General features: G+C 59.4%; 17 protein-coding genes and 3 pseudogenes. 16 read left to right on the forward strand and 4 right to left on the reverse strand.

What is annotated here, in order from left to right:
- Window positions 1-42: 42 nt before the first annotated feature.
- From J2D77_RS06550 to J2D77_RS06565, 4 genes are all read left to right on the forward strand, one after another.
- Window positions 43-1,014 (forward strand): D-2-hydroxyacid dehydrogenase, encoded by a 972-nt coding sequence (locus J2D77_RS06550; protein WP_207845457.1) that lies wholly within the window; start codon window positions 43-45, stop codon window positions 1,012-1,014.
- Between the two features lie 160 nt (window positions 1,015-1,174).
- Window positions 1,175-2,458 (forward strand): NAD(P)/FAD-dependent oxidoreductase, encoded by a 1,284-nt coding sequence (locus tag J2D77_RS06555; protein WP_207845458.1) that lies wholly within the window; start codon window positions 1,175-1,177, stop codon window positions 2,456-2,458.
- 150 nt (window positions 2,459-2,608) lie between these two features.
- Window positions 2,609-3,574 carry a LysR substrate-binding domain-containing protein gene (locus J2D77_RS06560; protein ID WP_207845459.1) on the forward strand — a complete coding sequence of 322 codons (966 nt, stop codon included), beginning with the start codon at window positions 2,609-2,611 and terminating at the stop codon, window positions 3,572-3,574.
- Between the two features lie 487 nt (window positions 3,575-4,061).
- Complete coding sequence (locus J2D77_RS06565; RefSeq protein ID WP_207845460.1) at window positions 4,062-5,195, forward strand: GGDEF domain-containing protein; 1,134 nt, start codon at window positions 4,062-4,064, stop codon at window positions 5,193-5,195.
- A 57-nt stretch (window positions 5,196-5,252) separates the two neighbouring features.
- Here J2D77_RS06565 and J2D77_RS06570 read toward each other — a convergent pair whose 3' ends face one another.
- Window positions 5,253-5,930, reverse strand: coding sequence for a TetR/AcrR family transcriptional regulator (locus J2D77_RS06570; protein ID WP_207845461.1), 678 nt, complete (start codon window positions 5,928-5,930; stop codon window positions 5,253-5,255).
- Between the two features lie 185 nt (window positions 5,931-6,115).
- On the opposite strand from J2D77_RS06570, the gene J2D77_RS06575 reads away from it, so the two are divergent.
- The 12 genes and pseudogenes from J2D77_RS06575 to J2D77_RS06630 all read left to right on the forward strand — a co-directional run bounded on the left by J2D77_RS06575 (window position 6,116) and on the right by J2D77_RS06630 (window position 20,111).
- Window positions 6,116-7,762 (forward strand): electron transfer flavoprotein-ubiquinone oxidoreductase, encoded by a 1,647-nt coding sequence (locus tag J2D77_RS06575; protein WP_207845462.1) that lies wholly within the window; start codon window positions 6,116-6,118, stop codon window positions 7,760-7,762.
- 39 nt (window positions 7,763-7,801) lie between these two features.
- A complete protein-coding gene (locus J2D77_RS06580; RefSeq protein ID WP_207845463.1) occupies window positions 7,802-10,066 on the forward strand; it encodes a 3-hydroxyacyl-CoA dehydrogenase/enoyl-CoA hydratase family protein in 2,265 nt (754 codons plus the stop codon).
- 27 nt (window positions 10,067-10,093) lie between these two features.
- Window positions 10,094-11,863 (forward strand): acyl-CoA dehydrogenase C-terminal domain-containing protein, encoded by a 1,770-nt coding sequence (locus J2D77_RS06585; protein WP_207845464.1) that lies wholly within the window; start codon window positions 10,094-10,096, stop codon window positions 11,861-11,863.
- A gap of 57 nt (window positions 11,864-11,920) precedes the next feature.
- Entirely contained in the window at window positions 11,921-12,643 is a 723-nt protein-coding gene (locus tag J2D77_RS06590) for an electron transfer flavoprotein subunit beta/FixA family protein (RefSeq protein ID WP_207845694.1), read from the forward strand.
- 32 nt (window positions 12,644-12,675) lie between these two features.
- Window positions 12,676-13,611 carry an electron transfer flavoprotein subunit alpha/FixB family protein gene (locus J2D77_RS06595; RefSeq protein WP_207845465.1) on the forward strand — a complete coding sequence of 312 codons (936 nt, stop codon included), beginning with the start codon at window positions 12,676-12,678 and terminating at the stop codon, window positions 13,609-13,611.
- Between the two features lie 30 nt (window positions 13,612-13,641).
- Window positions 13,642-14,829, forward strand: coding sequence for an acetyl-CoA C-acyltransferase (locus J2D77_RS06600; protein WP_207845466.1), 1,188 nt, complete (start codon window positions 13,642-13,644; stop codon window positions 14,827-14,829).
- 61 nt (window positions 14,830-14,890) lie between these two features.
- A complete protein-coding gene (locus J2D77_RS06605) occupies window positions 14,891-16,402 on the forward strand; it encodes a succinate CoA transferase (protein WP_207845467.1) in 1,512 nt (503 codons plus the stop codon).
- A gap of 60 nt (window positions 16,403-16,462) precedes the next feature.
- A pseudogene (locus J2D77_RS06610) lies at window positions 16,463-16,870 on the forward strand (acyl-CoA thioesterase); the annotation flags it as partial.
- A 156-nt stretch (window positions 16,871-17,026) separates the two neighbouring features.
- Window positions 17,027-17,338: pseudogene (locus tag J2D77_RS06615) on the forward strand (acyl-CoA thioesterase); the annotation flags it as partial.
- 284 nt (window positions 17,339-17,622) lie between these two features.
- A complete protein-coding gene (locus J2D77_RS17505) occupies window positions 17,623-18,408 on the forward strand; it encodes an energy transducer TonB (RefSeq protein WP_331000075.1) in 786 nt (261 codons plus the stop codon).
- Between the two features lie 153 nt (window positions 18,409-18,561).
- The gene (locus tag J2D77_RS06625) at window positions 18,562-19,017 is read left to right on the forward strand and encodes a YaiI/YqxD family protein (RefSeq protein WP_207845468.1); all 456 of its coding nucleotides are present in this window, start codon (window positions 18,562-18,564) and stop codon (window positions 19,015-19,017) included.
- 557 nt (window positions 19,018-19,574) lie between these two features.
- The gene (locus J2D77_RS06630) at window positions 19,575-20,111 is read left to right on the forward strand and encodes a DUF3828 domain-containing protein (protein ID WP_207845469.1); all 537 of its coding nucleotides are present in this window, start codon (window positions 19,575-19,577) and stop codon (window positions 20,109-20,111) included.
- Between the two features lie 610 nt (window positions 20,112-20,721).
- On the opposite strand, the pseudogene J2D77_RS06635 reads toward J2D77_RS06630, so the two are convergent.
- The 3 genes and pseudogenes from J2D77_RS06635 to J2D77_RS06645 all read right to left on the reverse strand — a co-directional run.
- Window positions 20,722-21,119: pseudogene (locus J2D77_RS06635) on the reverse strand (transposase); the annotation flags it as partial.
- 228 nt (window positions 21,120-21,347) lie between these two features.
- Window positions 21,348-22,298 carry a LysR family transcriptional regulator gene (locus tag J2D77_RS06640; protein ID WP_207845470.1) on the reverse strand — a complete coding sequence of 317 codons (951 nt, stop codon included), beginning with the start codon at window positions 22,296-22,298 and terminating at the stop codon, window positions 21,348-21,350.
- 65 nt (window positions 22,299-22,363) lie between these two features.
- On the reverse strand, window positions 22,364-23,038 hold the full coding sequence (locus tag J2D77_RS06645) for a DUF1028 domain-containing protein (protein WP_207845471.1): 675 nt from the start codon (window positions 23,036-23,038) through the stop codon (window positions 22,364-22,366).
- Window positions 23,039-23,086 lie beyond the last annotated feature (48 nt).

The following is a 23,086-nucleotide window of genomic DNA, read 5'->3' on the forward strand; positions in this document are numbered from 1 at the left end:
AGGATTTTTCCTTTTTTATCTCACACAGTATGGAAAGAAAACATGACGTTTCTGTGGAGTGGCGATCAGCCCCGGGTTTGTGTCGCCCATGCTCATTACGACCTTAAGGGAGAACTGGAACGCAGGCCCAACCCGCCGCCATGCGTGCAGGTCCAGACACTGGACGAACTCGAAAAAGTTGCTGCTGATGCGGATGTTCTCGTAATTTCCATGCTCTGGAAGGATCGTATCCTTGACTGGGCGCCCAGGCTGAAACTGGTGCAGTCGGTCAGTGCGGGGGTCGACCATTATGGGCACGACCTGTTCCGCGCACGGGGTGTGCATCTTTGCAGCGCGCAGGGGGTGAATGCCAATGCTGTCTCCGACCATGCGCTCGGCCTGCTGCTGAGCCTGTCGCGCCGCCTGTACGAGGCCCGGGACGACCAGGCGAAGCCCTACTGGCGGCCGACAAGCAGCGACCCTGCAACCCGGCTTCAGGAACTGAGCGGGAAAACCGTCCTGGTCGTCGGGTATGGCGGCATTGGCGCGCGGGTGGCGCAGTTGTGCAAGGCCTTCGACATGAATGTCCTGGCCATGCGCCGTACGGTTTCTGCTGCTTCGGACGGGGGCATTCGCATGATCGGCAAGGATGACCTGCTGGCGACCCTGCCCGAGGTCGATGTGGTGATCCTGACATGTCCGCTCACCCCCGAGACCTTCGGCCTTATGGGCACGGAAGCATTTGCGGCGCTGCGGCCCGGTGCCGCACTGATCAATGTCGCGCGGGGCAAGGTGGTCGATCAGGCAGCCATGATCGCGGCGCTGAATTCCGGGCGGCTTGGTGCGGCGGCGCTGGACACGTTCGTGGAGGAACCCCTGCCCGCGTCTTCCCCGCTCTGGGGAATGGAAAACGTCGTGATCACACCCCACGCGGCGGGCGAGACGCAATTTTATGAACGCAATGTCATCGATATCCTGCTGCACAATATTCATGCGCTGGAACATGGTGGCAAGCTGAAGAACCAGATCGTCTAACCACGCTCTGGGTCGATAACGACCGAGGCGGGTTGTGGGGCACCCTGGAGGAAAGGAGGCGGACCGATGAGCGTTTTCCGGTTTTCCAGGGCGATGCCAGAAGGCAGATACGGGATTTTCCCGAACGTGTGGAACTGAAGAAGGCAGGATGATGGATCAGGTGGAAAGGATTGCCGCAGGTTCGCATGTTGTGGTTGTGGGCGCGGGTATTGTGGGCGTGACCGCTGCACTGGCGCTACGGCGGCGCGGTTATGAGGTCAGCGTTCTCACATCCGCCGAACCTGGGGCGGAGGAGGCTGCCAGCTACGGCAATGCGGGATGGCTCAACCCCGGTTCGGTCGTGCCGCATTCCATGCCCGGTATGTGGAAGAAGGTACCCGGCTACCTGCTGGATACGCATGGCCCGCTGCGGATCAGGCTTGCCGCCGTGCCGCAGGCCTGGTCCTGGCTGCTGAGATTTGTCACCTGCGGGGCGACGGAAGCCAGAGTGCGGCGGATCGCGCGGGCCTTGCGCCCGTTTTTAAGTGACTCCCTGGATCGGCATGCCGCACTGGCGGCCGAGGCAGGGGTGGCGGAACTGATCGAAGGGAAGGGGCTTCTGGTCGTCTATCCGGACGAACAGGCCTTTGCGGGGGATGCCCTGGGCTGGGAATTGCGCCGTGCGAACGGTGTGCGCTGGAAAACGCTCGATCGTGCGGGGTTGCTGGCATTATGTCCGGGACTGGGTGAGAATTACCGTTACGGCGCGCTGATCGAAGGGGGCGGTCACTGTACAGACCCCGGTGCGTACGTTGCGGCCCTTGGCCTCCATGCCGTGCGCCAGGGTGTGCATTTTCTGACGGCCCGTGCGGATGGTTTTGTTGTCAAACACGGGGTGCTGCATGGGGTCAGCCATGCAGGGGGTATCCTGCGCTGCGAAAAAGCCGTTATTGCCGCGGGGATCGCCACAAGGGAACTGGCTGCGCTACTGGGCGATCCTATCCCCCTTTTCAGTGAACGGGGGTACCACGTGCAGGTTCATACCACAGATCAGGCGCCGTCCGTGCCGCTTATGATGTCGGACATGAAATTCGGCATTACCCCCATGCGCGCGGGTGTGCGGGCCGCCGGGCAGGTGGAATTTGCACCCAAAGGCGCGCCACCGGACTGGCAAAGGGCGCGCATTCTTCTTGATTGCCTGCGCCGTGGCCTGCCGGGCATGACGATCGCCCATGGCGATGGGGTGCGGCGCTGGTGGGGGAACCGTCCGTCCACGCCGGACTGCCTGCCGGTTATCGGTCCTTCTCCATCCGTAAAGGGCGTGTTTTATGCCACGGGCCACGGTCATCTGGGCCTGGTCAGCGCACCCTGGACGGCGGAGCTTGTGGGGCGGATGGCAGACGGCGAAACCGTAGAGGAGGCCGCAGCCTATGCCCCGTCGCGTTTTGGAAAATTCAGGTTGTGACATGGTGTCACGTAAAAATGGCCCTGCATTGGCGGGCATGTCATCCAGGATCGAACCGGCACGAACCGGATTTTCGGATGTCCTGCCGGTCGGATATGAGGCCGATACAACCCGCATGTTGATATCGGCATGTGTTATGGAGAGGAGGATATGATGCTGCTACCCCGCCGTCTGATACCGTCCATACCCGAACTGGTTGCCTTCGAAGCGGTGGCGCGACACCAGAATTTCAGCGCTGCGGCGGAAGAACTCTGTCTGACGCAAGGTGCGATCAGCAAGCAGGTCCGTAATATGGAAATAACCCTGGGTGTTTCCCTGTTCGACAGGCGGCGCAAGCGCCTTGTGCTGACACGGCAGGCGCAGTCCATCCTGCCTTCGGTCACATCGATCCTGGAACAGATAGCGGGAACGACCTATCGCGTCCTGTCATATGGAAGTGGTGAAAACACGATAAACCTGCATATGTTTTCCAGCTTTTCTTCAAGGTGGCTTGTTCCCCGGCTGCCACGCCTTTTCAAGAAGCATCCAAAATTACGCATTAACGTCAAAACGGTTTTCGAATCCTTCAATTTTGAAGGAACGGGGTGTGACGTGGCCGTGCATTACGGTGCACCGGTCTGGCCTGGCGGATACCTGCACCACCTGTTCGATGAAACCCTCATTGCCGTATGCAGCCCGGCCTACAAGGCGGAAATGCGGCTGCAGAGTGCGGCTGACCTGCAACGCGCGCAACTGATCCAGCTTACGACGCGGCCCGCCTTGTGGGAATACTGGTTCGAGCATATGGAAATCGACATGGCATCCTCGTTCAAGGGGCATGTTTTCGATCAGTTCAATGCCGCGGTCGAAGCCGCTGTGGCAGGCGTGGGTGTGGCACTTGTCCCGGCCATATTTGTGGAACGCGAACTGGAGGATGGTTCACTCTGCATAGCCGTTCCGGGAAAAATCCGATCACGCGGATCATACTATGTTGTGACGCCAGTCGAAAAATCGCACGACCCGGTCGTTAACATGTTTATTCGGTGGATCTGTTCGGAATGTTCAGAATACAGCGATGAGATCATTCCCGTACATACGGCAGCCCATTTCAACGATTACGAGGCCCTGAGAAGCTGAAAACACCGCCCCCTGTCGGTCGTGCGGCCCTGTTGTTTTCGCTCTGGAGACCGCGTAGCCCCACGCTTGTCCTTCACCCCTGAGCGTCCGGCGTTTCGATATCGCCCCACACGGTGTGGAGCGGCATCCCGCCCACCCTGGAAGAAAATGATGGGCGAGCCGCCATGTGAGCGGTGACGTGATGCCGCGTTCCTTGCCAGCAGACAGCACGGCCCATAGTCCCGCGCCATGTCCGCGGGTGCCCGGGTTTCGTCGATGCGGACCAGCCGCGGGAGCGAGACCGGGCTGGGCATCGCATCGATCCTGGCGTCGCGGCTGAAGGTCCGGGCGGTTCTGCGCCACTGCGTGAGTGGTCTTTTTTCACATGACCGGTAAGCCTGCGTGGTTGGGTCGTCCTGTTCGGTTCGGGGGTTCGGTTGCGCGAACGGCCCTTCGTACGCCATTAAGGCGCCAGAATGTTCGTCATAACCCAACAGTCCAGCGCCACATGACCACCTATGCCCCTGCTATCATCGGTTACAGCACGGCTGTCACCTTTCTGATAGGGCTTGTTTTTCTCCTATCGGGGGGAACCCGCGGGAGGTTTTCCACGGCTCACTGGCTGGCGGCACCTTTCCTGATTGGTGGGGCGGCGGGCGCTCTTCTGACGGTGCCGTGGATCCTGCCCGGTGCGCTGGGAATACCGGCGGGTGGGTTCTTGCTGACTTTGGCCTATGGCTTTGGATGGCTGGCCATTCGCGTTACGGTCGGGCGACGCCCACGGATTGCGCCCACAGTTCTGGCCTGTTTAGGGCCGGTCGCCCTGTCCCTCGTTATTGAGCCGGGAAGAACCAGCGAGGTTGTTTGTTCGATCGCGCGTATCCTGGTGATTGGAAGCTTCAATGCCCTGGCCGCCCGTGACGTCTGGCAGGCACTGGGCAAGACGATCCCTGCGGCGAGACTGCTGGCCCGCCTGCTTGGCATTTACGCGGCGATCGAATGGGGGCGCATTCCCTTCGCCGCCTGGCTACCGAAGCCCCTTGGTGCCGAACCTACCACGTTTTGGGCGGTCGTTATATATAACGCGCAGGCGATGATCGAGGTCCTGCTGCTCACGGCTCTGCTGATCGCTCTCCCGCGTGAGCGTCAGGCGGTGGAACATCTCCGTCTTGCAAGGCGCGATCCGTTGACCGATCTGGGAAACAGACGCGCCCTGGACGAATGGCTGGCCCGCCGCGACGGCTGCCCAGGCGATATTGCAGTCCTGATCTTTGATCTGGACCGATTTAAATCAATCAACGATACGCACGGTCATGCGACCGGCGACCAGCTTCTCATGGTAGCTGCTGACGTCGCCCGCCGCGTGCTGCCGGACAGCGATACCATCTATCGTATCGGCGGTGACGAATTCCTGGGTATTTTCTCCGCGACGGCTGAAGAGGACGTCCGCCTGATTTCGAACCGCCTGAGGGCCGCTTTCCAACACGATGCACGCCTGCTGCCGGGAAAGCCTATCGATGCGACACTGAGCGTCGGCACGGCTCTATCCCGGGGGCGACCGGTCCCCTTGGAGGTGCTCCTGGAACGTGCTGATGCCTCGCTCTATGCGGCCAAACGGGCCAGGGGTGAAGCGGGGGTGTAAGCCCGCTCAGGTCCCGCGCATTTTTTGTCTCGACGCGTGGGGGCTTCTCCGCAAGGTTCAGCTTTGCTGATGGCGGAAGATCCTGAGGATCTGGGCTGCAATGTCCGCGCGGGAAAGACGGCCTTCGCGGAACCAGCCATCGGCCGAATTCAGCAGGCTGAGCAGCAGGATGCGGTAGAGATTCTTGTCGATATCCCCATCAAGCGGCAGGTCAGCGACCAGCTCGCGGAAAATCTTTTCAAAATCGTCGCGCTGCTGGATCAGGACATCGCGCACAGTGTCGGGCACGCTGCGCAGGTTGTTCATGATCGGCAAGGTCAATGACCCGGAATTGAGCTGGATTTCCAGCATTTCCAGACAGGCCGCCTGCAGGCGCGCCCATGGGTCCGTCAGCCCTTCCAGCGCGTTGGTGATACGCGTTGCCGCCGCGGCCAGCGCCGTGTTGTGGATCTCCACGAACAGGGCTTCCTTCGAGCGGATGTGATAGTAGAGCGATCCGGCCAGCAGGCCGGCCCGTTCCGCAATGTCGCGAATCGATGTGGCCCGGTAGCCCCGTTCCGCGAACAGCTCCGCCGCTATTTCCAGAATTTCATGCCGTCTGTCCGCCTGCTCCTCTTGCCCGGGGGGGCGGGGTTTTCCGCTTTCCGGCTGGGTTCGTGCGCGGGCGGGCGCGTCTTTTGCGTGTCTGGTGCGCGGGCTTTTGGGTGCGGCAGCGGGCAGGGCGGATCGTTTCATCGGCAACCGGAAGAAAAGGCGGATACGTGCCGCAGAAGAAGGCGGGAACGCGCCTGCTCATACAGCTGTGAACCATGTCTATGTGCATTTTCTCTCGACAGCACGCAAAAAATTGCCTTCCTTGCATTCTAACAAATGTTTGGTTGTGAATCGGGAACGCAATTCCCGGCTGGAAGGCGCTGGCAATGGACGAAGTGACGCAACGCGACCACGTGACCTGCGACGTGGTGATTGTAGGGGCAGGCCCCGCCGGGCTTGCGGCGGCCATCAGGCTGAAGCAGCGCGCGGCGGATATATCGGTCATTGTCGTGGAAAAAGGGGCCGAACCTGGGGCGCACAGCCTGTCCGGCATGGTCATGGATCCGTCCGCCCTGGATACGCTGGTGCCCGACTGGCGGAGCGACCCCGATCGCCCGCTGACGATAGAGGTCACGCAAGATCATTTTGCGTTCCTGACATCCGGGCGCGCCATTCCCCTGCCCGAAAAGCTGTTCCCCCCTTTGATGAGCAACAAGGGCTGCTTTATCGGCTCCCTGGGCACGGTGGTGACCTATCTTGCAAAAAAAGCCGAAGATCTTGGGGTCGATATCTACCCCGCCATTGCCGCGACGGAACTGCTGTTCGATGCCGCAGGGCGCGTCACCGGTATCGTGACGGGGGATATGGGCGTCAACAAGGATGGTACCCATTCTAAAAACTACACACCCGGCATGGAATTGCGTGCACGGCATACGCTGCTTGCCGAAGGGGCGCGCGGTTCGCTGAGCAAGATCGCCATCGCGCATTTCGGCCTGGATGCCCAGTCAGGATTCCAGAAATTCGGCACAGGGCTGAAGGAAGTCTGGGAACTGCCGCCCGGGCGGGTCGTGCCTGGCCGCATCGCGCATACGCTCGGCTGGCCCCTGGACCGCAAAACCGGTGGTGGTTCCTTTGTCTATCACGGGCAGGGCAATCTGCTGACCGTAGGATTTGTCGTGCATCTGGACTACCAGAACCCGACGCTCTCTCCCTTCGATGAATTCCAGCGTTTCAAGACCCATCCGAGCATGCGCGCTTTGCTCGACGGTGGCAGGCGGATCGCCTATGGCGCGCGCGCTTTGACGGAAGGCGGCTGGCAGGCCGTGCCGCGCCTGACTTTTCCCGGCGGGGCGCTGATCGGTTGTGCGGCTGGTTTCATGAACGTGCCCCGCATCAAGGGGTCGCACAATGCCATTGCCTCGGGCATGCAGGTGGCCGACGCCATCGTGGCCGATCCCGATGCGGTGGAACTGACCGCCTGGCGCGATGGCTGGCAGGACAGCCCCATCGGGCGGGATCTCTTTGCGGTGCGCAACGTCAAGCCGCTGTGGTCGCGCCACGGATTGCCGACGGGTGTGGCCCTCGGTGCAGCCGACATGTGGTGCCACACGCTTTTCGGAAAATCGCCTTTTGGTACGCTGCGCCATGACAAACCCGACTGGGCGTCGCTCAGGCCGCTGGCGGAGGTGACGCCCATCACCTATCCCAAGCCCGATCATGTCCTGACCTTCGACCGGCTGTCTTCGGTCTTTCTGTCCGGCACCACCCATGCGGAAAACCAGCCCTGCCATCTGAAACTGGCCGATCCTGCCGTTCCGTTGGCGCGCAACCTGCCGCTTTACGGCGAACCCGCCCGGCTCTATTGCCCGGCCGGCGTATACGAAATCGCAAAATTACCAGACGGAACGGACAGTTTCGTCATCAATGCGCAGAACTGTGTGCATTGCAAGACCTGCGACATCAAGGACCCGGACCAGAACATTACCTGGACCCCGCCCGAAGGTGGGGGTGGGCCGATCTATGCCGGCATGTAGGCCAGGGCTGAACACTCCATAACCCGCAAGGAACAGGACATGTCTTATCAAGGCGATAAATTTCGTAAATGTGGTGTTATCGGCGCCGGAACGATGGGTTCGGGCATTGCAGCCCATATGGCCAGTTGCGGTGTGGATGTGGTCCTGCTCGATCTGGACGGGCAGCTTGCGGCCGATGGTGTTGCGCGGCAGGTGAAATCGGGCGGGTTCATGATGCCCGAATTCGCCGCGCGGGTGGCGACCGGCAGCACCAGGACGGATCTGGGTCTTTTGCAGGATTGCGACTGGATCGTGGAAGCCGTGGCCGAACGGATCGACATCAAGCGCGCTCTGTTCGCCCAGATCGATACGGTGCGCAGGCCGGGCTGTATCGTGTCCTCCAACACTTCCACCATCCCGCTGGCCGAACTGGTCGCCCAGGCCTCGCCCGAACTGGCGGGCGACATGCTGATCACGCATTTCTTCAACCCGCCCCGTCATATGCGGCTTCTGGAACTGGTATCGGGGCCGCGCACGAAACATGAAACCGTGGAACGCGCCACCCATTTCATGGACCACGTCCTGGGCAAGACCATTGTCCCGTGCAAGGACACGCCGGGATTTATCGCCAACCGCATCGGCTGCTACTGGCTGGCTGCGGGCCTGGGCGAAGCGCTGAAGCTGGGCATTTCGCCCGAACTGGCCGATGCGGTCATGGGCCGGCCCTTCGGCTTTCCCAGTACCGGCATGTTCGGGTTGTGGGATTTGATCGGCATTGACCTCATGCCCGGGTTGATCCGCTCCTTGCAGCACGCCCTTCCCGCGGGGGATGCCGTGCAGGCGTACGAGGCCGAGCCCGAACTGGTGGCGGCCATGCTCGCCCAGGGGTTGAAAGGCAGGAAATCGGGTGGGGGGTTTTACCGCCAGAGTGTTGATCGGCGCGTAAAGGAAACATTCGACCCCGCAACCCGTACCTGGCGCCCGCGCGAAACCCCGGTCCTGCCGCAGACGGGCGCGGCGGCCCTGATCGCGTCCGACACGCTGGCGGGCCGCTACGCCTGGGCGGTGATGTCGCGCACGCTGGCCTATGCAGCCGCCCTGGTGCCCGACATCGCGGACCGCCCCGATCAGGTCGATACGGCCATGCGGCTGGGTTACGCCTGGCGGGCGGGTCCGTTCGAACTGATCGATCAACTGGGACCGGCGGCTTTCGTAACCCGTCTGGCCCAGGACGGGCAGGCCGTGCCCCCCTTGCTGGCGGCGGCCGGGGCAGATGGGTTCTACGGCCAGGCCCACGGCCAGCGCACGGTGCTGGTTCCGGTCGGGGCAGGGGCCATGCGCCAGCCGGTTGCCCAGCCCCCTGGCGTTATCGCGCTGCCCGCCCTGCGCCTGGCCGGGTCACCGGTTTTCAAGACGGAGGCCGCAGCCCTGTGGGACATTGGCGAGGGCGTGGGCCTGTTCGAATTCCGCACGCCGATGAATGTCTTTACACCTGCCCTGCTGGAAGGCCTGCGCCAGGCCCTTGTTGAAACGCCCAGGCATTTTCGTGCCCTTGTGGCGGGTAACGATGGGCGCGTGTTCAGTGCGGGGGCCGATCTCAAGGGCATGCTGGCCATGTCCGAGAAGAATGACAGGGCGGGTCTTGCGCATTTCATTACCGAGGGTGTGGACACCTTTACGTCCCTTGCCGCGGCACCATTCCCCATTGTCGGGGCGGCGGGTGCGATGGCGCTGGGTGGTGGCTGCGAATTCCTGCTGCATGTCGGCGCGGACGCGCTGCATGCGGAGGCCGGGATAGGCCTTGTCGAAAGCCGGGTGGGCCTGCTGCCGGGCTGGGGTGGTGTCGCGCGCTGGCTGCTGCGCCATCACGAGGCGGGATTCCCGCCCGATGAGGCTGCGAAACAGGTCTTTGCCGGGGTCATGCGTGGCGTGGCCGCTCCCTGCGGCTTTGCGGCCCAGGCCCAGCACCTGATCCGCCCGACCGATCGGGTGGTGATGAACGCCGACCGCCTGATCGCTACCGCGCGCGACTGGGCGATTGACCTTGCCGCCGGCTTTACCCCTGCCGCGCCGCCTGCCGTCATCCTGCCACACCGCACAGTATTGGCCGAGGTACTGGCGCAGCAGCAGGACAGCCTGCCCCCCCATGACCGGGTTCTGGGGGCCATGCTGGTGGAAATCCTCTCGGGCGATGCAAAGACGCCTGTCCCGCTGGCCGAGATAACGCGTCGTGTTACCGAGAGTTTTCTCGAAATCGTTTTGACCGGGCCCACGCGCGCGCGCATCGCGCACATGCTTGAGACCGGAAAACCCCTGAAAAACTGAACTTCCCGCTCGAACTGGATCCCAATCATGCCGCACTACAAAGCCCCCGTCGAGGACATGATGTTTCTCCTGCGCGACGTGTTCCGCGTGCAGGACATATTTGCCGAACTGCCCGAGCAGAAAGAGAACGATCTTGAAATCATAAGCAGTATTCTTGAAGAAGCAGGTAAATTCTGTTCGGAAATCCTCTACCCGCTGAATGCTGCGGGCGATATCGAAGGATGCCGTCTGGAAAACGGTATTGTCCGCACCCCCAAAGGGTTTGCCGAGGCCTGGAAAGCCTTTTCCGAGGCAGGGTGGGGTGGTTTGTCTGCGCCTACGGAATACGGGGGGCAGAACCTGCCGCGCACGGTGCAGATTCTGGTCGATGAAATGCTTTCGGGCTCCAACCTGTCCTTCGGCCTGTTCCCCGGCCTGACACGCGGCGCCTGCGAGGCGATCGAGGCGCATGCCAGCCAGGCGCTCAAGGATACCTATCTGCCCAACATGGTCAGCGGTGTCTGGACGGGGGCCATGGCGCTGACGGAAGGCAATGCGGGCTCCGACCTCGGGCTGCTCAAGGCCACGGCCACACCGCGTGCCGATGGGTCGTGGACCGTCACGGGATCGAAGATTTTCATCTCCTCGGGCGATCATGACATGGCGGAAAACGTCATTCACCTCGTGCTCGCCCGCATTCCCGATGCGCCTGCGGGCACAAAGGGCATCAGCCTGTTCCTGTGCCCGAAAATCCTCGTCAATGCCGACGGTACGCTCGGGGCGCGGAATGCGATTTCCGTCGGCGCGCTGGAACATAAGATGGGTATTCACGCCCAGCCGACCTGCGTGATGAATTATGACGGCTGCCAGGGCTGGATGGTGGGTGAGCCAAATCGCGGGCTTGCGGCCATGTTCACCATGATGAACGCCGAACGCCTGTTCGTGGGCGTGCAGGGGCTGGGTGTGGCCGATGCGTCCTGCCAGACGGCACTGGCCTATGCGCGCGAGCGCATGCAGGGCCGCTCCCCCGATCGCGCCGGCACTGTGCCCATCATCGCCCATGCGGATGTCCGCCGCACGCTCTTGTCCATGCAGTCCTTCATCGAAGCGGCCCGTGCCATGGTCGTCTACACGGCGCTGGAAATGGACCGCGAGAAATTCCACCCCGATGCAACAATCCGCCAGCGTGCGGGCGAAAACGTCGCCCTCCTGACCCCCGTCATCAAGGCGGCGCTGACCGATTTCGGGTTCGAAGCGGCAGTTGCGGGGCAACAGGTGCTGGGCGGGCATGGCTATATTCGCGAATGGGGGCAGGAACAGTATGTGCGCGATGCCCGCATCGCGATGATCTATGAAGGCACCAACGGTATCCAGGCGCAGGACCTTGTCATCCGCAAGCTGACCTTGGCCGAAGGCCTGCCGGTGCGCAGCTATTTCGCCCAGATCCGCCAGACACTCGCCGTTGCCGCAGCGCATAGCAATGCCGCCCCCCTGGCGGAACCGCTTGGTGCGGCGCTGGACCTGCTCGAAGGTGTGACGACACGGCTCATCAGCGGGGATCTTGCCGGGCCGGATGACCGTAACGCTGCCGCCGTCGATTACCTGCGGCTTTTCGCCCTGGTCAGCTTCGGCTGGATGTGGGTGCGCATGGTGCTGGCCTGCGCACCCGGCCAGCCATTGCCGGATGCGCTTGTGCAGCACAAGCGCGCGGCCGCGACCTTTTTCATGCAGCGCGTGCTGCCGCAGGCCACCGCGCTGAGCCAGCAGATCAGTGCCGGTGCCGGCTCCATCATGGCGCTGCCCGATGAGCTGTTCTGAACCGGATGCAACAAGACAGGACATAATGCCGTGAAAAAAATTCTTGTTCCTATAAAGATGGTTCTGGATGCCAATATGCGCCCGCGCGTGAAGGCGGATGGCACCGGCATCGATCTGTCGGGCATGAAGCTGTCGATCAACCCGTTCTGCGAAATCGCGGTCGAGGAAGCCGTGCGGCTGAAGGAAAAAGGCCTGGCTGAACAGGTGGTGGCGATCAGCATCGGCCCGGCCAAGGCGCAGGATAGTCTGCGCCAGGCCCTGGCGATGGGGGCGGATAGCGCGCGTCTGATCGAGACGGATGGGCCCATCGAACCGCTGGCCGTGGCAAAGCTGATCCGCATGGTGGTGGATGAGGAAAAGCCCGAACTGGTTATTCTGGGCAAGCAGGCCGTGGATGATGACTGCAACCAGACTGGTCAGATGCTGGCAGCGCTTCTGGACTGGCCGCAGGCGACCTTTGCTTCCGCCTTGCGCGTGGAAGGGACGGTCGTGCACGTCACGCGGGAGGTCGATGGCGGGCACCAGACGCTCTCCCTGCCGCTGCCTGCGGTCGTGACCACCGATCTGCGCCTGAACGAACCGCGCCATTGCTCCCTGCCCAATATCATGAAGGCGCGCAAGAAAGCGCTGGATGTCACGCCGGTTGCGGCCTGCGGGGTGGATACGGTGCCACGGCTGAAGGTGCTGGGCGTAAAGCCCCCCGAACCCCGCAAGGCCGGACGCCGCGTAGCAGATGTGAGCGAACTCGTCGGGGACCTGCGCGCCGCCGGAGCGATCTGAGCCCCCGCAGCCCGAACGGAAAGACCAATGACATGACACTTCTTCTTCTTGCAGACCATGACGGGCATACGCTCAGTGACGCTACAGCCCGCGCCGTCAGTGCCGCCCGCGACATGGGGGGTGCTCTCCACCTGCTGGTCGCGGGCGAGAACGTGGAGCCCGTGGCAAAGGCCGCGGCGGATCTGTCCGACGTGGACAAGGTTCTTATGGCCGATGACCCGGCACTGGCGCATATGCTGGCCGAACCGGTGGCGGAACTGCTGGTGGGGCTCAGTGCGGATTATACGGCCGTGATCGCCCCGGCCACCTCCATCGGCAAGGATATCCTGCCCCGTGTCGCGGCCCGGTGCGACGTGATGCAGGTTTCCGACATAACCCGGGTGATCGCGCAGGACACGTTCGAGCGGCCGATTTACGCAGGCAATGCTATCGAGACGGTGCAAAGCACGGACCGGCTCAAGGTCGTCACCATCCGTTCTTCCGCTTTCGACGCCGCACCACCTGGCAATGCCTCAGCCCCGATCGCGCGCGTCAGCCTGCCAGCGGGGGCGTGGAAAGCACGGTTTGAGAGCGAGGAACTGACCAAAAGCGAACGGCCCGAACTGACATCCGCGCGGATCGTCATCTCCGGCGGGCGGGGGCTGGGATCGGCCCAGGCCTTCCAGACAGTGCTGGCGCCCCTGGCGGAATGCCTGCACGCCGCCATCGGGGCATCCCGCGCGGCGGTGGATGCCGGCTACGCACCGAACGACCTGCAGGTGGGCCAGACAGGCAAGATCGTGGCCCCCGAACTTTACATCGCCATAGGCATTTCCGGCGCGATCCAGCATCTGGCGGGCATGAAGGATGCGAAAGTGATCGTGGCAATCAACAAGGATGCCGATGCCCCCATCTTCCAGGTCGCGGATTTCGGCCTTGTCGGCGACCTTTTCACCCTTGTTCCGGAACTGGTGCACGCACTGGGCTAAGCCCGCGGCACCCCGAGGAGTCCCTGAAAAATGACTGTTTCCGATCCTGTCGTCATCGTTTCGGCAGCCCGCACGCCCATTGGCTGGTTCCAGGGCGATTTTTCCACCATAGAGGCACCCCATCTGGGGGCGACCGCCATTCGCGCCGCTATCGCGCGCGGCGGCGTGGACCCGCTGCTGGTTGATGCCGTATTCATGGGCTGTGTGCTGAGTGCCGGCCTGCGCCAGAACCCGGCCCGCCAGGCCGCCCATTACGGTGGCCTGCCGTTCAGTGCCCCCACGCTCAGCGTCAACAAGCTGTGCGGTTCGGGCATGATGGCGATGGGCCTGGGGTATGACGCGCTGATCGCCGGTTCGGCCAGCCTTGTCGTGGCGGGCGGGCAGGAAAGCATGACCAACGCGCCCTATCTGCTGAAAAAGGCCCGCAGTGGCTACAGGCTGGGCCATGGCGAAATTTACGACCACATGTTCCATGACGGTCTGGAAGACGCTTACGAACCCGGCCAGCTTATGGGGCATTTCGCGGAACTGACAGTGCGCCAGTACGGCTTTACCCGCGCACAGCAGGACGATTACGCCATCCAGACCCTTGAGCGGGCCCGCAATGCGGTGCAAAGCGGTGCCTTCACGGCGGAAATCGCCCCGGTAACCGTCAAGACCCGCAAAGGCGATGTCCAGATCGATCATGATGAAAATCCGCCCAAGGCCGATCCGCAAAAAATTCCTACGCTGCGTCCTGCTTTCGGCAAGGACGGCACCATCACCCCGGCCAGTTCGTCGGGTATTTCAGACGGCGCGGCGGCCCTGGTCATGACCCGGCGGAGCCAGGCCGAAAAACTGGGCCTGCCGGTTCTTGCGACCGTCAGGGGGTATGGCGTGCATGCGATGGCACCGCGGGATTTTACGATAGCCCCAGTTCCCGCCATGGAAAAACTGCTCAGCCATGTTCAGTGGAGCGTGGCGGATGTCGACCTGTTCGAGGTGAACGAGGCGTTCGCCGTCACGGCCATGGTGGCGCAGAAAGAACTTAGCATTCCGCACGACCGGTTGAATGTCAATGGCGGGGCCTGTGCGCTCGGCCACCCCATTGGCGCGACCGGCGCGCGGCTGATCACGACACTGATCCATGCGCTGAAAGCCCGCGGCCAGCACAAGGGGGTGGCTTCGGCCTGTATCGGCGGTGGCGAGGCAATCGCCATGGCTGTGGAACTGCCCTGATACAACACGGAACGCTCCGGGTCCGGTCGGGCCCGCAGCCAGCGCGAAAGTCTGACAGAGAATGACAACAGAACGGATCGGATACCACGCGTTCCGCGACAAGGTGATGACCGCCGAGGAAGCCGCCCGGCTGATCGGTAATGAGAAGACCATCGCCACCAGCGGTTTCGGGGCAGGGGGCACGCCCAAGGCCGTCCCGCGCGCGATTGCCGCCATGGCGAAGGACCGCCACGCCCGGGGAGAGCCATTTTCGGTCAGGCTGTTCACCGGGGCCTCCACCATGACTGATGTCGATGGGGTGCTGGCGGATGCGGATGCCGTCAGCTTTCGCATGCCTTATATGAGCGATCCGGCCATGCGCAGGAAAATCAACGCGGGTAGCATTGCCTATGTCGATACGCATCTCAGCCGCATGGCGCCTTGGGCCCGGGCCGGTTTTTTCGGCAAGATCGACGTGGCGATCGTCGAAGTGGCCCTGATCCGGGGGGATGGCGGTCTTGTGCCCACTTTCGCGGTCGGCAATGCGCAGACCTGGCTCGACCTGGCCGAGACGGTGATTATCGAGGTCAATACATGGCACACGCCCCAGATCGAAGGGCTGCACGACATCTGGAACACCGCCACCCCGGCCGCTGCCGCCACCCTGGCGCAGATTACAACCCCGGACAGACGCGTGGGCCAGGAAGTCCTGCATGTCGATCCCCACAAGGTTGTGGCCGTCGTGCTTACGCATGAAGCCGAGCAGAGCATTGCGTTCCGCGCCGACCCGGACGCGGCCACCATTGCCGGGCATATCCTCGATTTTCTTCAAAACGAGGTCGCGCGCGGTCGCCTGCCGCGTGCCCTGCCCCCCCTGCAATCGGGCGTGGGCAATATTGCCAACGCGGTCATGGGTGGGTTGGCCGATGCCCCGTTCGATAACCTGACCGCCTATACCGAGGTGATTCAGGACGGCATGCTGGACATGCTGCGAAGCGGGAGGATGACAGCCATTTCAGGGGCGGCACTTTATCTCAGCCCTGCCTGCGCGGATTTTGTAAACACGCAGATGCACAGCCTGCGTGACAAGATCGTCCTGCGTTCCCAGGAGGTCAGTAACAACCCCTCCGTCGTGCGCGCCCTGGGTGCGATCGCCATGAATGCAGCCATCGAGGTCGATATTTACGGTAACGTGAATTCGACCCGTGTCGCGGGCTCACGCGTGCAGAACGGGATCGGTGGCTCGGGCGATTTTGCCAGAAGTGCGATGCTGTCGATTTTCATGACACCGTCCATTGCAAAAAATCGCGATATTTCTTCCATCGTTCCAATGGTGTCGCATGTCGATCATATCAGCCAGGATGTGCAGGTCGTGGTGACGGAACAGGGACTGGCCGATCTGCGCGGCCTGTGCGCGCGGGACCGGGCGCGGCAGATCATCACCCATTGCGCCCATCCTGATTACCGCCCATTGCTGCTGGATTACATGAGTCGCGCCGAGCGCCATCCGGGTGGGGACACACCGCATATCCTGTCCGAAGCGCTTTCGTGGCATCAACGCCTGATGGACACAGGTGCGATGATGCCGCGATAACCCTGCGCTATATTGCCACATGATAGACCTTTTCGCGTTGCCACAGACAAGGAATGCACCATGTCCAGTTCCTTTCCGCCCGACATCATTCCGACCCTGCGTGTGGTCGCCATGCCGATGGATACAAACCCGGCGGGGGACGTGTTCGGCGGATGGCTGATTTCCCAGATGGATCTCGCGGCCGGTACTACGGCTGCCTTTCGGGCGCGCGGGCGGTGCGTGACGGTGGCCATCGACAGCTTTACGTTTCACGAACCGGTGGTGGTGGGCGATGAGGTCAGCATTTACACGAAAATCGCCCGCATCGGCCGCACCTCGATCACCGTGCATGTCGAAACATGGCGTCGTGCGCGCAACACAACTGATCGCTACAAGGTCACGCAGGGCAAGTTCACCTTTGTCGCGCTGGACGACAGGCGCCAGCCCCGCCCCCTGCCACCCGAAGACGGGTTCAACACCCTTGCGGAATGGGACCAGGATAGCCTTGCCGGCCTGCCCGATAATGCAGTACCCCGTAAGTCGCTGCCGGGCAACGGCGGTTCAGGGCAAAAATTCAGCAAACCCTCGGGCGATCTGACGGTTCGGGTCATTGCCATGCCGAACAACATCAATGCGGCCGGAGATGTATTCGGCGGCTGGGTCATGTCGCAGATGGACCTGGCCGGGGGTTCGATGATGAGCATGCGGACCTGTACAAAGACCGTGACCGTCGCCATTGATCGCGTGTCTTTCCTGGCCCCCATGATGGTCGGGGATGAACTGTCCGTCTATACTGAAATCGTGAAAATAGGCCGCACGTCCGCGACCATTGCAGTCCAGGCCTGGCGCCGTCCACAACGCCAGCGTTGCCTGCAACTGGTCACGCACGGAACATTTGTTTTCGTCGCCCTCGATGATAATAACCGCCCCACACCCATTCCCGCGTTCCAGCAATGAAACACCGCATGGTGGGAGAAAATCGGCGCGCACGAAACATGTGGCGAGATTGCCCTTTCAAGAAGCAGGTCGGTAGCGCCGAGGGTCCCATCAGGTCGAGGACGGCGGAAGGTAAGGTATTTACGGTCATCCCGCCAAACTCCGTTCAGTGTGACGGGTTCTGGCGTTTCGGCATGGATGAAGTCCACGGCCTGTGATAAGCAGAAGGTCGGCATATCAGGCAAAGCATATACGGTTTTATCGTGATATTTTTGAGTTGTCGGTTCCAATATTCAAGCGGTTCTGTGCGTTTTCAGGGAAAACTTTATTTCCTGCTCGCCCTTTTCGCGGCGCAGTTGTCCCCGGCCTTTGCGCAGGCCAAGTCTGTCGAAACACCACCTGTTGCAACAGAGCAGCAAAACCTGCAGTTGTCCAGTAGCCAGGTTTATAAAAAAGCCCTTGAAAGCTGGATGAACAAAAGAATCTATCTACCGCCGGAATGCGCGTCTTCGGCTTGCCCGCCGGGCACGGCAGTCTTGTTGGTGACATTAAATAAAAACGGCCATACGCAGGCGACCTCGTTAAGGCAAACGAGCGACACCGTAGTTCTGGATTCTGCAGCGCTCGGAGAATTTTACCAAGCGACATTGCCCGTTTTACCGAAATCCTTTCCGGACGTGCTCTACACACTGAGAATAGAAGTGCGTTATTTTTACTCAACAGTCGTCCCCCATTTCCTGACAGCCCATTATGCTCTCCTAAAGCCTGAGACCAGCGACATAGAGCAGACCGACCCCACGTACAAGAAAACGCTGCAAGCCTGGATGGATAAGAAACTGCATTATCCCACAGGAACCCGGGCGCAGGGTTCGTGCTCTGTGCATGTGGTCATGGATCGCGCTGGCCATGTCAAAAGTGTTACTGTTATACATTCCTCGGGATCTTCCGATCTGGATGCTGCAACACGAGGCTTGTTCACCGATGCGCAGCTTCCGCCGGTCGAACACGGAACCAGAAAATATTATGATTTTGATACAACCATGACGTACGTTTTAAAATCAGACAAAGCAGTGCCCTCGCCGCATCCTTGATCCATAAAGAGGCATCAGGCGCTGAAATGGCGAAAGTCCTTGACGAGGAATAATCTCGTTGCGTTCAGATGAGTGGAGGCGTTTCGTCCGTAAGATGGGATGGCGCGTTAGCGCTGGTTTGCAATCTGCCCGCTATTATTGCAGATTAACGGCATGACCCGGATTTTTATTGATTCTGATGCCTGTCCCGTAAAAGACGAAGTGTATCGCGTGGCCGGACGTTATGGCCTGCATGTTTTTGTTGTCTCCAACCGGATGATCGCAGTGCCCGTTGGGCCGCTGATTGAACGGGTGGTGGTCGATGCAGGGCCTGACGTCGCGGATGACTGGATTGCAGAACGCGTGTCAGAGAGGAATATCGTCATCACGGCGGATATTCCTCTGGCGGCGCGCTGTGTGGGGAAAGGCGCATATGTCCTTGAACCAAAAGGGCGGCTGCTCGATGGTGACACAATTGGCATGGCGCTGGCGATGCGGAACCTGATGACCGATCTGCGTTCGGCAGGCGTCGTAACACCAGGCGCGGCAGGGTTTGGGAAAGCCGATCGGTCCCGTTTTCTCTCGGCGCTGGATACACTGGTTGTAAAAGCGCGAAAGTCACGCCCCTGATCACACCATGCAAGGGGCGCCGCATGCTCCTTGCATGCAACAGAGCAGCAGACGGGCTGGAAAGGGTCGTAGGAATAGCGCGCGTTAAGAAGGCGCGACCTGTTTTTCATCGCAGGCAGCCCAAGTTCAGCCGAACATTGCCAGAGCTTATAGAGTCCCTTGGTGTATTTCGGCTTGGGGAGCAAGGTGCTGAGGCTTTGAGTGGTTTGACCTTTTGTAGATATCAGCGGGACATAAGAAGCGAGCCATATATTCACGCACAAGATCGTTGGCTGGAATGTCACGGCTTTTTATCTGGTTTGTGATGCACCCATATTGTTTATCCGAGACCGGAGGTATTCGTCTGCGAATACGAATTACGCAAGGATTATGCTTCGTGCTCTAAGAGCATCCGGTTTTCGTTAAATTTCATCCGCAGGACCATTTCGGGGTAGGAGATGTCCCGTTATACAACCTGTCACACGACATTCTGCTGGACATACGTGCATATTCGGCAGTAACATTTGGCAATCAAATTCAAATAATTTCTTGGAATTCACTTTGGATTAATTATCCTGATGAAAAAACAACCTATAAAATTTACAAACATCCATAATAGACTGAAAATGTTAGGTGTCTGTATTTTCGTCTTCTTTCCGCTCTGGGTACGTGCCCAGCGCATAACGCCAGAGCAAAAAGTTCTAGAGTTTTATCAAAACTATATGACTGCATGTGCTCAGCCATTTCCGGGAAAATCAAAAGTTAATCTAGATGGTTTATTCTGCAACATGGATATAAAAAATTATGTTACGAAAACATTATACAAAAAAATAATCCACGCTTATAAATCTGGAATTTATGGCGATTTGACTGGAGATCGGGATTATTTCACACATACTCAGGATTTTGATGTCCAGTGGATTGCCGGTATGAAAGCGATGGAGACAGAGAAAAGCGGAAATAATTCAGTTATTCGACTTCTTATGAATTTTCCGAAAGGGACTGGTGAACCGCTTGCCGTATGCATCAGGTTACAGCGGGACGGGAATGATTGGAAGATTTATCAGGTAGACCCTTCTCTCTATAATGACTTGCCTGATTGCAAGGATAAATGAGTAATGATTAAGAGCGGGACGCATTTTTTAGAAATGGAGGCATAATCTCGTTTAAAGGAGAATGGTCACTATCTATGATGACCGGTGATATTTTTCTGTTGTCGTGATTTCCTGCGAAGCTCCCTGCTGCCAGCATCCTTGAATGCATAGGCATGGTTCGTGAGTTCTGTAAGGCTCTCGTCTTCGCTCAGATCTGTTTTTTGGTGTATTACGGAACGGAACAGCTTCACCCCCCGTTTGTTATTGCCCAGAAGAGCCATAGTCCTTTTTTGCCAACAATATCATGGATATGTGAAGTGGCGGCCCTACGGAAATGATACCTGGATTGGAGAGGAATCAACAGGCAGACGGCTCACTTTATAGAAGGTTCGACTTTTATGGTTACGGAAAGACCATAAAAGTACATTAAATTAATGTGTTATGAGTGGTGCGAACTGCGGAACTCGAACCGGCATGTGGCAGTTGACCATAGGCTTTTACCCAGGAAAATTCCCCGTTGTTTCGTATGGTCAAATGTCTACGCCACACCTTATGGGAAAGGCAAATGAGGGTTCAGGGCGAGGCCTATACTAAAGAAGTATTTTTATCAGTCTCCCTCTAAGAGCCTGAATCAGAAAGCGGCCTGATTTATTTTCCGTAGAATTCTGCGGATATGGGCGATTATCAGCCATGCGTGGGATGACGAGAGTGTTGCCTCGACATCCTTGGTGAGGCGGCGGCAGCGTCCGAGCCATGCAACGCTGCGTTCGACGATCCAGCGTTTCGGCACGACGACGAAGCCTTCGGCCTAGTCGCTGCGTTTGATGATCTCGATCGTCCATCGGCCGAGTTCAGCAGCGCAACACGCAACTTCTCGCCAGCATACCTTCTGTCACCGATTAGATGGCGAAACTAGGGGAACAATGAGCGTATCCTGATGGCGACCAGCGGCGCGCCGTCACGATCCTGAATGTCGGTAGGATGCACGACAGCCGCCACGATATGATCTAGCGTGTCGGTCGCGATATGCGAGGCCTGTTCGGACCAGAACGCGTCTTCCTTTTCGCCCATCACCTGATTCGTAACGGTTTTCAGCATCGTCGATAGTTCAAGTGGGGTCATGCCGGCGACGAGATTGACGCCGAATTGGCCAATGCCTGTGCCGAGGACGCGGATGTCGCCACGGGCCTGCACCTCGGGAAGTGCCAGGACGTCTTTATACAGGATGCCCTTGCCGTCAGTAATGTAAGAGGCAATTCAGTTCTTTGATTCTTCCAGTTTATCCGGCATGATACCGGGCAATTTTTTAGCGTCAACAGCTTCGTGGCAGTGATCAATAAATGCCCGGATCGTACGCGAAATATGGGCGGTACGTGACAGAACTATACCAAGCTTTAGCGGCTGGATATTGCTATGCAATGGAACAAACTTCAGTTCCCTGCCATCAAGCGAAATGCCCGATACCGTACGAATATTCGTAATGCCGAACCCATAGCCGTTAGTGATAAGAGCGCGTTGTATGTTAATCTCGGATGTGCGTTCCGCAACAGGGGGGCGGCGGTTGAGATGGCGGAAGAAAGACAGGAAATAATCGGAACTGTGAGGAAGGTCCAAAAGCACCATGGGTTCATCGAGCAGGTCTTCGGGAGTAAGAAAAGAGCGTTGTGTGAGAGGGTGATCCGCAGCCAGCATGACGTAAGGAGCAAGAATGGCCAGGGGCTCGAACCTGATATCTCCCGGAACGGATAGATCATAGGTCAAGGCAATATCGATACGTGAGGAACCAAGTTCGTTGAATATCTGTGCCTGATCCAACTCTACTTGAGTAAAATCGACATGAGGATATTTATTTTCAAAACTCCGGCGTAAGCTGGGAACCATGAGCTGGACAAATGTTCGCATTGCTCCAACGCGCAAGGATCCCCGGACGGCGTTGGTCATGATGTTGGCGAGGTCATTTAATTGCTCTGCTTCGGCAAGAACGGCTCGCGCCTGTTCCATGAAGCGTTCCCCCGCAGGTGTCAGCGTCGATCCCTGAGCATGTCGGCGGGTGAAAAGCTGCAATCCAAACCCGGCTTCAAGCTGCGAGATGGCCGAAGACATCGATGGAGCAGTAACATTGACCTTTTCCGCGGCAAGGGCAATGCTTCCAGCTTCTCCTGCGGCGACAAAATATTCCAGTTGTCGCAAGGTAAATCTCAGCGGCATATCAGCCCTATCCTGTTATCTTAGATCAATGGCGCACATTATCATCTATCATGCATGGCGTTCTTTTACATCTCTTCTGCTACTTCGCAGGAGGGAGCCATGCCGGGTGCGAGCGCGCGAGTCACATAATCTTCTATCTGTGGCTTGTAGATGTCCCAGGCTTCCTCCAGAGCTGCGATGGGGCAATGTTTTGTCCAGTCTATCCGAAGATCGACCAACGGCCATGACTGTTTATCCACAATCAGCAGGCCGGCGGAATGCAAGGGGTCTTTTTCGCCCCCGGCATCCAAGCCCGCCCGTAGGGCACGAACAAGTCTGTCCCCGATATGGCCACTGGCATTCCGGAATTGCAGAATCATAGTTTCCGGGACATTCACGTCTGCCAGAAGGTCACCCGCTGCTGCTGCGTCTTCACATTGTGCTTCGCTCCAGCAGCCAAGAACCTTCGTCCCGGAATAGATAGCGCTTTCGCCCGACGCCCCCAGGGCGAGTAATTGGCGAAACTCCATGTGAGAGCCCACGCGCTCCAGGATTGCTAGTGTCTCGCTTGCTGTCGCTCCGGATGCCATAATATCCAGCGCATGAGGTCCTAAGCGTGGGTCGGTAATGTTCTGGGTTGCCACAACGCCAACACCGGCGCGCGCAAAGGCGCAGCGCGCGGCAACAGCAGGCGATGACGAGGAAATGGCAAGACCGAACATGCCTGTCTGGGGACAATGGCCAAGAATGGAAAAAGTCATTGGCACCTATCATGAATATCAAGAACTATTCTGTAGTGCGGTCACGCT

Origin of the sequence: Acetobacter garciniae (assembly GCF_017377735.1) — a bacterium.
GTDB classification, from domain to species: domain Bacteria; phylum Pseudomonadota; class Alphaproteobacteria; order Acetobacterales; family Acetobacteraceae; genus Acetobacter; species Acetobacter garciniae.